Annotated in this window: 12 protein-coding genes; 5 read left to right on the top strand and 7 right to left on the bottom strand. The window is 52.9% G+C overall.

The window, feature by feature from the left end:
* Position 1: 1 nt before the first annotated feature.
* Genes EKN38_RS21570 through EKN38_RS21580 form a run of 3 tightly spaced genes read right to left on the bottom strand, consistent with a single transcriptional unit; the run spans position 2 to position 2,810 of the window.
* On the bottom strand, positions 2-1,084 hold the full coding sequence (locus EKN38_RS21570) for an ABC transporter ATP-binding protein (protein ID WP_014830772.1): 1,083 nt from the start codon (positions 1,082-1,084) through the stop codon (positions 2-4).
* Positions 1,081-2,094, bottom strand: a complete 1,014-nt coding sequence (locus EKN38_RS21575) for an ABC transporter ATP-binding protein (protein WP_014830771.1) — start codon at positions 2,092-2,094, stop codon at positions 1,081-1,083. The genes EKN38_RS21570 and EKN38_RS21575 overlap by 4 nt, the downstream gene beginning before the upstream one ends.
* Positions 2,091-2,810: a FadR/GntR family transcriptional regulator gene (locus tag EKN38_RS21580; protein WP_014830770.1), complete on the bottom strand. Its 720-nt coding sequence runs from the start codon at positions 2,808-2,810 to the stop codon at positions 2,091-2,093. Before EKN38_RS21580 ends, EKN38_RS21575 begins: the two co-directional genes overlap by 4 nt.
* An 811-nt stretch (positions 2,811-3,621) precedes the next feature.
* Here EKN38_RS21580 and EKN38_RS21585 point away from each other — a divergent pair.
* The 5 genes from EKN38_RS21585 to EKN38_RS21605 all read left to right on the top strand — a co-directional run bounded on the left by EKN38_RS21585 (position 3,622) and on the right by EKN38_RS21605 (position 10,659).
* On the top strand, positions 3,622-4,284 hold the full coding sequence (locus EKN38_RS21585) for a helix-turn-helix transcriptional regulator (RefSeq protein WP_038418730.1): 663 nt from the start codon (positions 3,622-3,624) through the stop codon (positions 4,282-4,284).
* A gap of 155 nt (positions 4,285-4,439) precedes the next feature.
* Positions 4,440-5,075, top strand: a complete 636-nt coding sequence (locus EKN38_RS21590; protein ID WP_014830768.1) for a hypothetical protein — start codon at positions 4,440-4,442, stop codon at positions 5,073-5,075.
* A gap of 259 nt (positions 5,076-5,334) precedes the next feature.
* Complete coding sequence (locus EKN38_RS21595) at positions 5,335-7,584, top strand: type I secretion system permease/ATPase (RefSeq protein ID WP_014830767.1); 2,250 nt, start codon at positions 5,335-5,337, stop codon at positions 7,582-7,584.
* The gene (locus tag EKN38_RS21600; RefSeq protein WP_052950831.1) at positions 7,581-8,933 is read left to right on the top strand and encodes an HlyD family type I secretion periplasmic adaptor subunit; all 1,353 of its coding nucleotides are present in this window, start codon (positions 7,581-7,583) and stop codon (positions 8,931-8,933) included. Before EKN38_RS21595 ends, EKN38_RS21600 begins: the two co-directional genes overlap by 4 nt.
* Positions 8,934-8,937: 4 nt before the next feature.
* Entirely contained in the window at positions 8,938-10,659 is a 1,722-nt protein-coding gene (locus EKN38_RS21605) for a TolC family protein (protein WP_014830764.1), read from the top strand.
* Between the two features lie 73 nt (positions 10,660-10,732).
* Here EKN38_RS21605 and EKN38_RS21610 read toward each other — a convergent pair whose 3' ends face one another.
* The 4 genes from EKN38_RS21610 to EKN38_RS21625 are packed head-to-tail and all read right to left on the bottom strand — an operon-like array spanning position 10,733 to position 14,861.
* Complete coding sequence (locus EKN38_RS21610; RefSeq protein WP_238540752.1) at positions 10,733-11,686, bottom strand: hypothetical protein; 954 nt, start codon at positions 11,684-11,686, stop codon at positions 10,733-10,735.
* 58 nt (positions 11,687-11,744) lie between these two features.
* Positions 11,745-12,677 (bottom strand): ACP S-malonyltransferase, encoded by a 933-nt coding sequence (locus EKN38_RS21615; protein WP_014830762.1) that lies wholly within the window; start codon positions 12,675-12,677, stop codon positions 11,745-11,747.
* A 10-nt stretch (positions 12,678-12,687) separates the two neighbouring features.
* Entirely contained in the window at positions 12,688-14,076 is a 1,389-nt protein-coding gene (locus EKN38_RS21620) for a hypothetical protein (RefSeq protein ID WP_014830761.1), read from the bottom strand.
* Positions 14,073-14,861: an outer membrane lipoprotein-sorting protein gene (locus EKN38_RS21625; protein WP_014830760.1), complete on the bottom strand. Its 789-nt coding sequence runs from the start codon at positions 14,859-14,861 to the stop codon at positions 14,073-14,075. The genes EKN38_RS21620 and EKN38_RS21625 overlap by 4 nt, the downstream gene beginning before the upstream one ends.
* Positions 14,862-14,868: the final 7 nt, after the last annotated feature.

The following is a 14,868-nucleotide window of genomic DNA, read 5'->3' on the forward strand; positions in this document are numbered from 1 at the left end:
ATCATGAGTTCCTTGAAGGAAGGGAGGAGTGAGAGGCCGCGTGTTCAAACAGCGCGCGGCGGCGCAGAAAGGCGGCAGACGGCGGTGCTATCTCGATAACACTGCGATCGCGGTTAATCTCCTGCCAGCGGTGGCAGGCAATCTGGCGTCCGCCTTCCAGCACCTGATTAATGGGCTCGGCAAGGCGACATTCATCTGTGGCATACGGGCATCGGGTATGGAATCGGCACCCGGACGGGGGATCGGCCGGGTTCGGTAAATCCCCTTGCAGCAACGGGGCAGCGCGTCGGGCGCCCGGCTGCATCTGCGGCGCAGAGGCAATGAGCGCCTGGGTGTAAGGATGGAGAGGCGCGTCAAAGATCTCGTCGACGCTGGCAAGCTCAACGATCTGCCCGAGATACATCACTGCCACGCGGTCGCTCATATGGCGGATGACCGCCAGGCCGTGGGCCACAATCACCATTGTTAGCCCCAGCTGATGCTTCAGGCTTTCCAGCAGATTGATCACCTGCGCCTGCACGGAAACATCCAGCGCCGAGACGGGCTCGTCACCCAGCAGCAGTTTTGGCCCGGAAGCCAGCGCACGCGCAATACCAATACGCTGGCGTTGCCCACCTGAAAACTCGTGCGGAAAACGCGCCGCCCAGGCGGCAGGCAGGCCCACGGTTTTAAGCAGTTCCGCGACGCGATAGTGACGATCGGCTTTTTTCATCTCCTGATGCAGCCACAGCGGCTCACCCACAATCTGCTCAACCGTCATGCGCGGGTTTAGCGACGCAAAAGGATCCTGAAAAATAATCTGTAATTCACGGCGCAGCTGGTTGAGACGGGCTCCCGAGGCGAGTGTGATCTCCTCCCCCTGATAAAACACACGTCCTTCGCTGGCGGCCAGCAAACGCAGCAGCAGACGGCCGAGCGTGGATTTGCCGGACCCGGATTCCCCGACAATCGCCAGCGTTTCACCGGGCATCACGGAGAGGGAAACGCGATCCACCGCCGTCACAAAGCGGGCTGGAGTGAACAGTTTCTTCGGGCCAGGGAAGCGCTTGCTCAGGTCACGGGCTTCAAGAATGGGCGTGGTCATGCGATCTCTCCCAGCGCAATGTGTTGTTCCAGCGGCACGCGGAAGCAGGCGACCCGATGGTCAGCCCCCTGCGCCGCGAGAGACGGTTTTTCGTTATGGCAACGCGTTTGCGCGAAGGGGCAGCGGGTCGCAAAGCGGCAGCCTTTCGGCATGGATTCCGCCAGGGGAACCGCGCCGGGAATGGTGGAGAGCGGTCCTTTACGGGCACCCGCGGACGGAATAGAGCCCATCAGACCAATGGTGTACGGGTGCTGCGGATCGGCAAAGATGGCCTCGACGCTCCCCTGCTCCACCACCTGCCCGGCATACATCACCGCCACCTGCTGCGCCACTTCCGCCACCACGCCTAAATCATGGGTGATCATCAGCACCGCCGTGCCGGTCTCCTCTTTTAAGGTGTTAAGCAGTGCGAGGATCTGCGCCTGAATGGTCACGTCCAGCGCGGTGGTCGGCTCGTCGGCAATCAACAAACGCGGATGGTTAATCAGCGCCATCGCAATCATCACGCGCTGGCGCATGCCGCCGGAAAGCTGGTGCGGATACGCTTTCAGGCGCATCTCTGCGGCCGGGATCTGTACCTTCTCGAGGATCTGCAGCGCGATCTTCATCGCCTGTGCGCGCGGAACATTCTGGTGTCGCATAACCGCTTCGCTGAGCTGATCCCCCAGGGTAAAGGCGGGATTCAGTGAGGTCATTGGCTCCTGGAAAATCATCGCCAGCTCGTTACCGCGAAGATCGGCATATTCCCGCGGGGAGAGTTTTCGCAGATCGTGGCGACGAAACTGCATGTCACCGCTGACAATCTGCGCGCTGGCGGGCAGTAGACCCATCAGTGCTAAGGAGGTGATACTTTTGCCGCAGCCGGACTCCCCCACCAGCGCCAGCGTTTCGCCCGCTTTCACCGTCAGCGAGATACCGTCAAGTACGCTCACCGGCGAGCCGGCGAATTTAACGTTGAGGTTTTGCAGGCGCAGTACAGGAGTGGCTTCCTTAAACGGAATCGTCGTCATAGCGTGAAGTCGTCCTCAAGGTGAATCGCCTGTATCAGGGCGTTTTGCAGGCTAAGCAGATGTTCGCGCATGGCGGCCGCTGCTTCGTTGGGCTGGCGATGGATAATCGCAGACATGATTTTATGATGGTGGTCGTTGTAGACATCGACGCGTTCGGGGGTTCGGGCAAGCTCACGCAAATGCTGCCAGCCCGGCTCACGCCGCACGGCATCAACGGCATCAAAAAGACCGAGCATCAGGCGATTGCCTGCGGCCTCCGCAATGGCGCGGTGAAAGGCGCTATCCCACAGTTCATTCAGATCGCGGTCATCCGGGCTGACCTTATCGATGCGTTCCAGCATGCGCTGCATGAGCGCGAGGTTTTCCCTGGTGGCACGCAGTGCCGCAAGCCGGGCTAAGCCGGGTTCGAGCTGTAGACGAGCTTCCATCACTTCCAGAAGGTTGGTTTGCTGAACCAATCCCTGAAGAGCAAGCGGTTCCACAGGCGCAGCAGGACCAATAAAGGTACCTTTGCCCTGCTTACGCCAGATCCGTCCCTCTTCTTCCAGCACATCCAGCGCACGACGCACTTCACGTCGTCCTACGCCGAGAGTTTCCGACAGCTCACGTTCTGTGGGCAGCGGAAGGCCTGGTGTTGACTCGTGCTGGTGAATAAGACCGCGCAATTGTTCAAGCGCGGTGCTGGAATTTGCCAGAAACCGTGACGGTTTTTCCATATTGGTTCGCTCGCTTTCATCATTGCTTTATTGTTATTAACGATAAGTTATTGATATGAGGTGCTACTTATCGTGCTAATGATTAAGCAATAAACGAACCAATTTTATATTGGTTCAAAATTTCGCCGTGTAAAGGATGGTAACCTGTTAATTTATAAGCTAAACGCCCAAAACGCATTGGCACGTCAAACGTTGCGCCAGCACATTAGCCACTCCGCCAATTGCACAAAAATAGTGCAACAAACGCACCAAAAACGATCAAATGTTAAATAAATGCACCTGCTATGTATAATCTTTGTTAACCAAAGATTATGTAACCGATAAAACAGGCAAAGATGCCGCCGACTGGTAACGCCGGGCACTGATATTATGGACGACGAGTGACAAGAAACAGGTAAATAATACGCTTTATAAACAGGACAACTATTTTCCCCGGCTATATTTAAATGCGTATTTTATTGCTCCACGCCGCTTACTTTAGTTAATAAAGCCCCTGCTTTTTCGGCTTATTAAACCGTGTCCCTCACCCGGTATTTCAGAAAGTAAACGACTCCGCCAAAAATTAACCAAAAAACAACAATTACAGCATTTTAGATAAAAATAAATGAATCTCACTCTCATTTAAGATCTTTTATAACACCTTGTTTTATATAAAGTTAATTCTTAAATCGCATTCATAATAGTCAGTTCAGACTATTTAATTAAGATTATTGCCTGGTCCAGAATATGATTATTCCTAAAGAACGACGGCGTTTGTCAGACTCCGGCTTAATATCATTAACGTAAGAAAACATCGCGTGTGAGGTATAATATGTACTGTGCAACTAACAATCCTGGCTATTTATCTCATACGGGTGGACAACCCGTTTGTCATACCCCTGACATGCGTTGTTATGGTTGCGAAAAGCAATGCCGCTTTAATACGTCTGAAGATGGCCAAAACCGTGATTGCCACGCTCTTGAATATTATATCTGGCCTGACAATAACACCTTTTTGGTTGAAGGCATTCGTCATCACTTTGGTGAGGTAAATGATAAATATATTTCGCAGCCGGTTGTCATCATCGACTTCAGTCATAAAAACATCAATTATTTTTTATCTGAAAACTGGTTAGATCAGTTCAAAAACATGAGACTGATTCTAGTCACTGATAAAAAGATGACGGCAATTGCACACTACTGGTTCTACAACGACACGTTAGAAACCACTATCAGTTCAATTATCTTTTATGACGATAGCGCAGAAGAAGTCTCGACGAAACTGAAAAAAACGTTCCTGGCAAAAACGATTAAACCGACAGGTAATAGACCCAAATTGAGTCAGAATGAATACAGCCTGTTTTCATTCCTCTTTAACGGCTGGTCGCCAAAGAAAATCGCCTACCGGAACGGTACCAGTGTTAAAAATACTTACGCCATGAAGAACCGAATTGAACGCAAGCTGGGCGTGTCCATCACACGGCTTGCAAGTTAGTGTAAAACGGACAATACGCTCTGTCGAAAATTCCTGGACGAACAGAGCGTACTCTGACTGCCACTCGTGTTTTTCCGTAATGCATAATTAATCTGATTGTTGATATATTACATAATATTTTACATATATTATATGGACGCGTAGCGTTTGATCACATGAACATTATTACTATTAAACAAAATGAGAATGACAACTACACTATGCGTTGTTACGGATGTGTGCATAAATGCGCCTATGCTCCCATTCGCAGCACAAAGTGCGATGAATGTTCAGGAACCGAGTTTTATATTTGGCCAGAAAATAACTCATTTCTGATAGAAGGCATTTTACAATACTTTGCTGGTATAAATTCAAAAATAATTTCACAACCCATTGTGGTGATAGACTTTAATTACAAAAATGTAAATTACTTCTTATCAAACAATTGGTTATCTCAGTTCAGAAACTCACGTCTGATTCTGATCACCGATAAAAAAATGGCGGCCATTGCCCACTACTGGTTTTACAACGACACGGCAGACACGATTATCAGCACGGTCATCTTTCATGATGACCTGGCTGAGGATATCAAAATGAAGATCAGCCAGTCTTTTATGGGTAAAATAATACGGCCTTCAGAAAAAAGAGCCAAACTTAGCGCAAATGAATATGCACTGTTTTCTGAATTGTATAAAGGTCAACTGCCTAAAAAGATTGCCATGAAAAATGCCACGAATGTCAAAAACATTTACGCCATGAAAATAAGAATTGAAACAAAGCTGGGCGTTCCTATTTCAAGGCTGGCGAGCTAACACTTCCATGTTAAAAAGAGACGTTAAAACATCAGCATAGCAAATATGACGTAGAATATTCTTAAAGGAACAGTTACTTTTCCTTATTGTGTGTAAGAGGGATAAAACCCTACACTACGATATTACCAGTGCTTGTATTTTTACATAATCCACCCGCGTCACCCGTTGTATTTACGGATGCCCCCGGTCGTTTTTAAATAACATATTCTTTACTTTTTAATTCTAAGTGAGGAACGCAACTACAGGTCTGAATTCGAAAATGAACACGCATCTCTCCACGGTAAAAATTAATTCAGAGCATACTCTTGATGATATTGAAGCCCCTGAAAAAGATTCTCTTCTGTGGGGCGTTGAATGGCTTTGTGGGCATCATTCTAAGTATGCCAGCAAAGAGGTGCTGTATGCAGGCCTGCCAAAAAGCGACAAGCTGGAGCCTGAAATGGCATTACGTATGCTTGAGCAGATGGGCATATCCGCCGGTTGGGTTAAGCGCGATTTGAATTCGCTTTCCTCCTGGCTGTTCCCTTTGCTTATTGCACGCAAAGACGGGACATACTGCATTCTTACCGCGCGCAATGGAAAGCGCGGGCAACATACATATCAGATTGTGGTACCTGAAAACGACGGAACACTTCTCGTTGCAGAGGCGGATTTACACGAGGTTTATGGCGGTTATGCCCTTGTGACGACGCCAAAACCCACGCTGGACGCGCGTGCTGAAGACCAGCTGTTACCGAAAGCCCAGGATGAAGGCCACTGGCTCTATTCGACGCTGTGGCGCTACCGACATTACTTCTACAGCGCGGCACTGGCGGCGCTGCTGGCGAACATTCTTACGCTGGCCGGTACCTTCTTCACCATGAACGTCTATGATCGCGTGATCCCCACCCAGGCATACGTCACCCTGTGGTCGCTGGCGATTGGCGTGGTGATTGCCATTATTTTTGAATTTGCCAGCCGACAAATCCGCGCCTATTTGATCGACATCGCCGGTAAAAAAGCAGATCTGATCCTCGGGGCGAAGCTGTTTCGCCAGGTGATGTCGATGCGCATGGAATACAAGCCGCAATCCTCCGGAACCTTTGCGAACCAGTTACGCGATTTTGAGGCCGTCCGCGACTTTATCACCTCTGCGACCCTCGCCACGCTGTCCGATTTGCCGTTCTGTCTGCTGTTCATGTTCATCATTTACATGATTGGCGGCCCACTGGCCGTTGTACCGCTGGTCGCCATGCCACTGATTTTGATTGTTAGCGTCATTATCCAGTGGCCGCTGGGCCGCTACATGGAAGAAAACGTCCGGGAAATTTCGCTTAAGCAGGGTCTGCTGATCGAGAGCATCGAAGGGCTTGAGGCCTTAAAAGCCGCTCAGGGCGAAGGGGTGATGCAAAAGCGCTGGAATGATTTCAGCGCACTGGCTGCGGCGTCCTCGATGAAAACCCGCTATCTCTCCATGCTGACCACCAACTTTGTCTCTTTTGTGCAGCAAATTACCACCGTCTGCATCGTGGTGCTCGGCGTCTATTTAATCCACGCCGGAGAGCTGACCATGGGGGCCATGATTGGGGTGGTGATCCTCTCCAGCCGTTCGCTCGCGCCTCTGGCTTCTGTGGTCGGGCTGGCGTTGCGTTATCAGCACGCCAAAACCGCGCTGAAATCCCTTAACCAGCTAATGGAAACGCCGACCGAGCGCGATGCGCTCATCAATTATCTGCCGACGCCCAATTTCACCGGCAGCCTGCGTCTGAAAAAGGTGGGATTCACCTATCCGGTACCGGGAATGATGGTCGCGCCACGCATTCTGGACAACATCAATATCAACATCGAGGCCGGGGAGCAGGTGGCCGTGCTGGGCAAAATTGGCAGCGGGAAGTCGACCCTGCTGCGGGTGATGGCGCGCCTGTACCAGCAGAGCAGCGGACAGCTTTTTATTGATGGTGTGGATGCGACACAGGTGGATCCCGCCGACTGGCGCGCCGCGGTGGGCTACGTCGGGCAGGACTGCCGCCTGTTTTACGGCACCTTGCGCCATAACATCGTCATTGGCAATCCGGGCGTGAGCACGGAAGAGTTTCTGCGAGTCGTTCGCCTGACCGGGCTTGATCACGTGGCGGCCAGACATCCACTGGGTTTTGACATGCCTATCGGCGAAATGGGCAATTGCCTTTCCGGTGGACAAAAACAGCTCGTCGCCCTCGCCCGCTGCCTGTTGCTGCGACCAAAGATTTTGCTGATGGATGAACCCACCAGCTCAATGGACGCGATGACGGAAACCCTGTTCCTTCGTCGGCTCAAAGAAGCGACGCAAGGACAAACGCTGGTCATTGTGACCCACCGCATGTCCGTACTGAGCCTGGTAGAGCGTCTGATCGTCATGGAAGACGGACATGTAGTGAAAGACGGTCCCAAAGATCAGGTGATGGCCAGCCTGAATGAGAATGTCATGAAGAAAAAGCAAGCAATGCATTCAGTCGAAGAGAAGCAACAGAAACAAGGTGTGAATGAATGATGAACGAGGACGAAGTGAATCATAACGCCTCAAAGGGAGAGGCCGAAACGGATGCAGGCGTACCCTCAACGGCACTGGATAACGTCAACGCTACGCAGAGAACAGGCACCGGGCTGGCATTACACCCCACACAGCCAACGGGGAAAGTGAAAGCCGACGATCTGAAATTCATGCACGACCTGCAGGGCGCGCTGATCGCACAGAAGACCCCTTTCAGCATGATCATGCTCTACACCATCACCCTGGTTGTGGTGGTGGCGCTGGTCTGGGCGCATTTCGCCCGGGTTGAGGAGATTACCCGTGGCGACGGGAAAGTGATCCCCGCCAGCCGCGAGCAGCTCATTCAGAGCCTGGAAGGCGGCATTCTCGAAGAGCTGAACGTGCAGGAAGGCGACATTGTCGAGAAAGGCCAGATTCTGCTGAAGATTGACCCGACTCGCGCCGGGGCCAGCTATGGCGAATCGTTGTCCAAAGTGCAGGGGCTGAAAGGCAGCATTGCCCGTCTCAGGGCGGAAGCCTACGACACGCCCCTGACCTTTCCGCCGGATATCGCCGGGATTGAGTCAATCGTGCGTGATGAGACCCAGGCCTATAACGCCCGCCTGAAAACCCTGAATGAAAGCGTAGAGGCCTTAAAACGGAGCCTGACGCTGGCGCAAAACGAGGTCAGTCTGTCGGAGCCGCTGGCGCGCAGAGGGTTAATGTCGGATGTCGAAATCCTGCGCCTCAAGCGCCAGGCGAACGAATTCAGCCTGCAGATCACCGAGCGTACCAACCGCTTCCGCTCTGATGCCAACAGCGAACTGAACCGTCTGGAATCCGAGCTGGCGCAGGCGGAAGAAATTCTGCGTGGACGCCAGGACGTGATGAACCGTACCACGGTGGTGGCGCCCGTGCGCGGCACCGTCAACAACATCCGGGTGACAACCCGTGGCGGCGTCATTCAGCAGGGGGCGGAGATCATGACCCTCATTCCGCTTGAAGATAACCTGCTGGTTGAAGCCAAAATCAAACCCTCTGATGTGGCCTTTATCCATCCGGGCCTGCCCGCCACGGTAAAAATTACCGCCTACGACTATGCCATTTATGGCGGATTAAACGGTGTCGTTGAACACCTCAGTTCAGACACGCTGATCGATGAAGAGAAAGCCCGTCAGGGGCGTGGAGATTCTACCTATTACCGGGTGTTCGTCCGCACCGACCGTGCCGCGTTACAGGTAAAAGACAAGTCATTCCCGATCATGCCGGGAATGGTGGCAAACGTAGAAATCAGAACGGGGGAGAAGACCATTTTGTCTTACATCCTCAAACCGATACTGAAAGCGCGCGAAGCCTTCAGGGAGAGATAATTATATGGTTAAGGCACGTAAAGAGCGTCGTTGGGCAAGGGTAGCAACCGCAGTTGCACTCTGCTTGCCCTGCTCTTCTTTTGTCATTCCGCTGCACGCGGCTGACACTGCTCAGGCTAAAAGCAGCCTGGCGTCATTGCCGCCGATGCGCACACAGTCACAGCTCAGCCGCGACGTGCAGCCTGTGCAGCGGACGGTATCGCAAAGTGCGGCATCGCCGCGTTCGCTGCCCGCCATGCGTACCCAGTCGCAATACGTCAGTACGCAAAAGGCGATGCCAACGCAATCCACTGCGCGCCCTGAACGTTACGCCTCTGCACCGACAGCCAGGGAGTTTGCCCCCGCCCCGTCAAAACCGGCGGAAAGCCGGGCTGCGCTGAAGAAAAACGCAGACTTCTTCCCGCCCGTCACCGAGTATTACAAACCGGACCCGGCGTACGCCGGGGTGCGTCGTGACGGCGGTGCGCGTCAAGCCATCAGCGGCATGTCGCAGGGCTACCGTGCCGGCAGTCAGGATTCGCTAGTCTTCCTGCGAAGCATGGTGGCCAGAGCGCTGGCGTATAGCCCGGAACTGCGGGCCGCCTCAGCAGAGGTGATGGCGTCTGACTACATGGTCGATCAGGTAAAAGGCCAGCGCATGCCCCAGGTGCGTCTGGGCGTAACCTCGCCGCTGTCGACCGTGGGTGGCGATCGACAGTCGTCATCCAACAATAGCCATATCAGCGACTCAAGCGGTACGGTCTCCGTTAATACGCCGATTATTGACTGGGGAAGGATCAGTAATCAGGTGGACAACTCTCTGGAAACGGCAAAAGCAGCCCGTTATTCAAAAGAGTATTCCCGCGAACAGCTGGCCTACAACACCGTGTCCGAACTGATGAACATGGGGCGCTACCAGCACAGTAAAGTTGTGGCGAAACAGTACGTTGGCCGCATGAAAGAGCTGGTCAGCATGCTGTCGCAAATTACCCAGGCGGACCGCGGCAGAGAGAGTGAACTGGTGCAGGCCAAAGCAAAACTGATGTCGGCCCAGGCAAGTCTGGACAATATTGAGCATCAGCTGAGTGCCAGCAAAATCAAACTGGTGCGTCTGCTGGGGACCGAGCCTGAATTACCGGAAGGCATAAGTTGGCACGACACGGTCATCCCGGCGTCGGTGGCCCTTTCTGGGCTGGATAAGAACCCGATGATGCTGAACCTGCAGTCCAAAGTCCGGGCGGCAGAGTATGAGGCAGAAAGCATTAAATCGTCGGCCCTGCCGCAGGTGAACTGGGTCATCTCCAAAAGCACCGCCAAAGACAGCAACGGCAACGAAGCGGGTTGGTATACGGGCTTAAACGTCGAGTGGGAGGCGTTTAGCGGCGGCTCTCAGCGTGCCGCTGAGATGTCGGCACGGGCGAAAGCCAATATGGCGCAGCAGCAATATGAAGTGAGTTACAAAGATCTGGAGTATCAGATTAACTATCAGATTCAGGTACGTGACTCCTCTTTCCTGCGCGCCGATGATTACGATCGCCTGACAAGTGAAACGGATCGGGTGCGTCGTATGTTCTACGAACAGTGGTATCACCTTGGCAAACGCACCTTGCTCGACGTGCTGACGGCAGAAAACGATCATTTTAATAATCAGATTTCTGCCATTAACAACCGCTACGACGGCTATATTTCCAACATTAACGTCATTGCCAGCGCCTCCATGCTGCTGTCATGGATGAAAATGAGCTAAGCGAGACAGACGTCATAAAAAGCCAGACCGTCAGTGATGAGGGTCTGGCTTTTTTATGTCTTTCAGAAGGCGACTACCAGGGGGTGTCCTCTCTGCTGATCTCCGCCCAGCGCAGATACATATCGCTCGACATCATAAAATCGGTATGCCATTTCCACCAGGTGTGCAGCGTGTAGTACACCAGGCACGGCAGATAGCAAAGCAGGAAATAGACCTCAAACCAGACCTGCCATCCCGAAAGCGTAAGCAGCACGCCGATAACAGCCGACCAGACACATTCCACGCCCACCAGCATCACCAGCCGCAGCCATAATGGTTTCTCAGACAGCGTCCTCCACGGGATTGACGGGGAGAAATAGAGATCAATCTCGTTAAGGAACAGATGGCCCAGAAACACATAGCGTCGGGTAAAGCGCAAGAACAGCAGATTGATTCCCAGCACCACTACGCAGAGCACCACCATGGTAATGATGGCGGTTAAGGTGAAGTAGCGCCCATAAAGATCAAACTGCGCACTGTTGCGTAAGGGACTGATGGTCAGGAGATTCATCACCACACTCATCACGACAGCAACGGCCACATACTGTGAAAGCTGCGTGTATTTTGCCTTGTCTCTGGCTGAGGCAACGACCTGCTGAATATAGACATGGCGCAGTGCGGCAAAGATCCCCCAGATAATCAGCGGCGCCACGAAAACCATGATCAGCAGCGTGATGCCTGGTGTGGTCAGCGCAAGGAAGAACCCCGTGATGCCCGCGAAAATCAGGATCGAGACGGCCAGCACGATAAACGGTTCGAAGATGATCGAATTCATTTTCGGGCTCTCTTTGCCGACAAATACCGACAAATCAACATTCTTGACGACGCATTTATAGGCCCAGAAGGCCTTAAGGTCGGCAATGAAGCTATACCCGATCAGCGCGAAAATACCGCTCGCGACCCAGGCATCCTGCCGGGAAAAAGAGAAACCGGCATTTTTCCAGTAAAAGCCCAGCAGGATAAACGTCACGATATAGATAAAAAGCACGTTCCTTTTATCCTGATAACGGATGAAGGTTAAATAATCTGGAATCATAGCTCGGCCATTACATCCCTAACACTTTTCTGCAGTGCAGGACACGCCCGGCAGAAAAACCGGAAAAATCGTTCAGCATCTGTCCCAGATAGGGTTTGTTGCTCATCTCCAGGAACAGCGGCTGGTCTGGATGATGGATGAATCTGGCCATGGAATCGGCCCATTTCACCGTCTGCGTAAGATGCAAAGAGAGGTTCTCTTTGATATTGTCCGGCACCGTTTCGACTCTGGCGGTCACATTCATCAGCACGTCATAGGCTGGCGAGGTGAAAGGCTGCCCCGCCAGGAAGTCACGCATCAGCTGCACGCCCTCAGCCATTAAACGGGTATGCCAGGCCCCGCTGACGCCGAGCTTGATCGGCTCATAGCCTTCATCGGCCAGCACTTTGGCAACATCACTCAGCGCAGACGGGGTCCCGCCAATCACCTGCTGACGCGGGGTGTTGTCGCAGCTGATATCCAGCGCGATCCCGCTGCGGGTGATGATGTCACTCAGCGTGGCAAAATCGGCCCCCTTCAGCGCCAGCATCGCGCCTTTCTGCTTTTTACTCACCGCATCCATGGTGCTGGCGCGAAAATGCAGCGTACGGAACAGGGTCTCCAGCGAGATCGCGCCTGCCGCGTACAGGGCACTGTATTCGCCAACGCTATGGCCACAGGCACCCACGACGCGCAGCGCGGGGAAGCGCTCGCGGCAGAGGCTATAAAGCGATACGTTGATCGCCGTAACGGCCAGCTGTTGTACCGTAGTCTGGATCAGCCTGTTCATCGGCCCCTTGAGGCAGAGTCGGCGCAGATCGAGCCCCGACACATCGCTGGCACAATCCCAGATCTGTTTCGTCGTTGCATTGAGATCCCACAGATCGCTGCCCATACCAATCACCGGGTTTCCCTGGCCGGAAAACAGCAGCACCACAGGCTGCGATGGATTATCAAGCGTCATAGTCATTTCCTTATAAGTAATACTTAAAGCCAACATAGCCACCGGCAACATCGCCGAAGAAAGCAAACTCAGAATTTGCGCTACCCAGTGCTGAATAGACGCCGGTATACGCTTCCAGCTGGTCATCAATAAAGGTCAGCGGTGCGCTGATGTGGAGCCCTGACAGGGTGCTTTTATCCATCAGATTGACGACGAAATAAGGCTGCACGGCGATCTGATGCCTGAGCTGCACGCTGGACCAGGCGTTGAGATAGTGTTTCCCCTGCAACATGCCTTTGTTGCCCGTATTGCTGATTTCAGACGCCATCAGGTACTTATAGGAATCAAACGCCCTGTCGAGCGGCGCATAGCCTGTCGGCGTATTTAAAAAGGTCATCAGCTCGCGCTGTTTGCGCCATTCTGAGCGGGAATAACCTTCGCTCTGGTAATAATATTCCAGGCCGAAAACGTTAAATTCATCAGAGGTATATTGCCCGCCCACCGCCATCTCTACGCCATTTTTGTCCTCGGTGTCATACAGCGACGAAGGAAATGCATAGTTCTGGACTTCTGCACTTTTCTCCTCAGAGAGATGACGCCAGCGCTGCTCCCGGTGCCAGGCCATCTCTGCATTCAGGGTCAGCTGTGGGGTGTAGTGATAGCTGTCAGAGACGGCAACCGACTGCGAGTCTCCCAGCAGAATGCGCATCCCCGGCGTATGTTGACGGAAGGCATGTGAGGTATAGCTCAGAAGCCAGGCCTCGCTGCTGTTGCCACGCTGGTTCGCGGACCAGTTGCTGGAGGTCAGATAGTATTTATCGATCGTCGCCAGCTTCGGGATCATGGTCAGCGAGAGCGACTCATCCCGGTTGTCCATTGACAGCGTCGCGGCCCAGGACGAGGACTGATACGCAGTGCGAAGCGCGGGATCGTAAAGCCGCGTCGGTTTGAACCCGGCGTAGTAATGCGGTGTTAGATCGGAAGGTGAGTGCAGGAAAAAGAGACCCTGCTTCGCCTGAAGTTTTCCCACCTCAAGCTGCACGTTGTCTGAAACGGCGTAAACCAGTCTCAGACGCTCAATCAGCAGCTGAGAGCGGCTGTCGTCCTTTTCAAATGCCCCCACCTTACGCGGTGAGTACCAGGTGAGCCCGTAGAGAGACAAATCCAGATCCAGCGCATTATCAACGATCGCGCACTTGCTGGTGAGATTCACGCCCGCATCATTGTAGATATTGTGTCTGGTATACGGATTTCTGCCGTTAATTCGCCAGTCTGAAATTTGTTTTTTGACCAGCGACACCTGCTCATACAGCGTGACCGTGCTGTTTTTTGCAAAGTCGGAACCGGACAGGCAGTCTGCCAGTGCGCTCAACGGCAGAGCGGAGAGTGCCAGGGTTAACCCCAGTAATGTGCGTTTCAATTGGCACCTCGCTGAATAGACTCGCGAGTAAAGTGGGATTCCGGCAAGGATTCCAGGCGAACATCGCTGTACTCCATCACGGAGTAGCTGTTACCGTGACGGGCCTCCTTCACAATAATTTTCATCGGACGCATCTTCCCTAATACCATCTGAAAATCCTGGTACAGCACTTCTTTCATCAATTTATTATCCAGAGAGTAATACGACGCTTTAAAAGGACGGTTGTCCCCCTCTTTTTCGACGTAATAGATGACTTTTGGCCACGTGACGTCATCCGTTTTGCGCACCAACTCCAGCTTATAGCACTGCGTATCGCCGCATGGTTCCTCACCCAGCAGCGTAGCGTGGTAGGCGTACTCAAAATTGGTGACAATGACGTCGCCATTGGAGATTTGTCCAATCAGGCGCTGCTGGCGCGAAACGGGAACCGGTCGACGCAGTTCTGGCGTGTAGAACCAAAGATCGTACCAGTCAGAGAGCAGCACTTTGCCTTTGTCCCGCGGGGGATAAATAAAACGCGCCAGCGAGCGGGCATCGGCTTTCATTCCCCCTTCGGGTTTCATAAAGCGCATGGAAATATCCAGCACCTGCTTATTGTCAGGCTGAGATGCGCCCGACTTATATTCATGAATGGTCAGGGTGTAGCGAAAAGGTTTATTCGGGGAACGAACCTCATCGGCACGACGAATAATCTCTGATGCTTTGTTATCCACCGGCGCTGATAATACCGCCGAGGAAAACAGGCACAGACAAAAGAGCAGTTTTGTGATGACAACGCGTTTCATATCGCTT

The sequence above is a fragment of the Enterobacter sp. WCHEn045836 genome (assembly GCF_003965585.1).
In the GTDB taxonomy this organism is placed as follows: domain Bacteria; phylum Pseudomonadota; class Gammaproteobacteria; order Enterobacterales; family Enterobacteriaceae; genus Enterobacter; species Enterobacter dissolvens.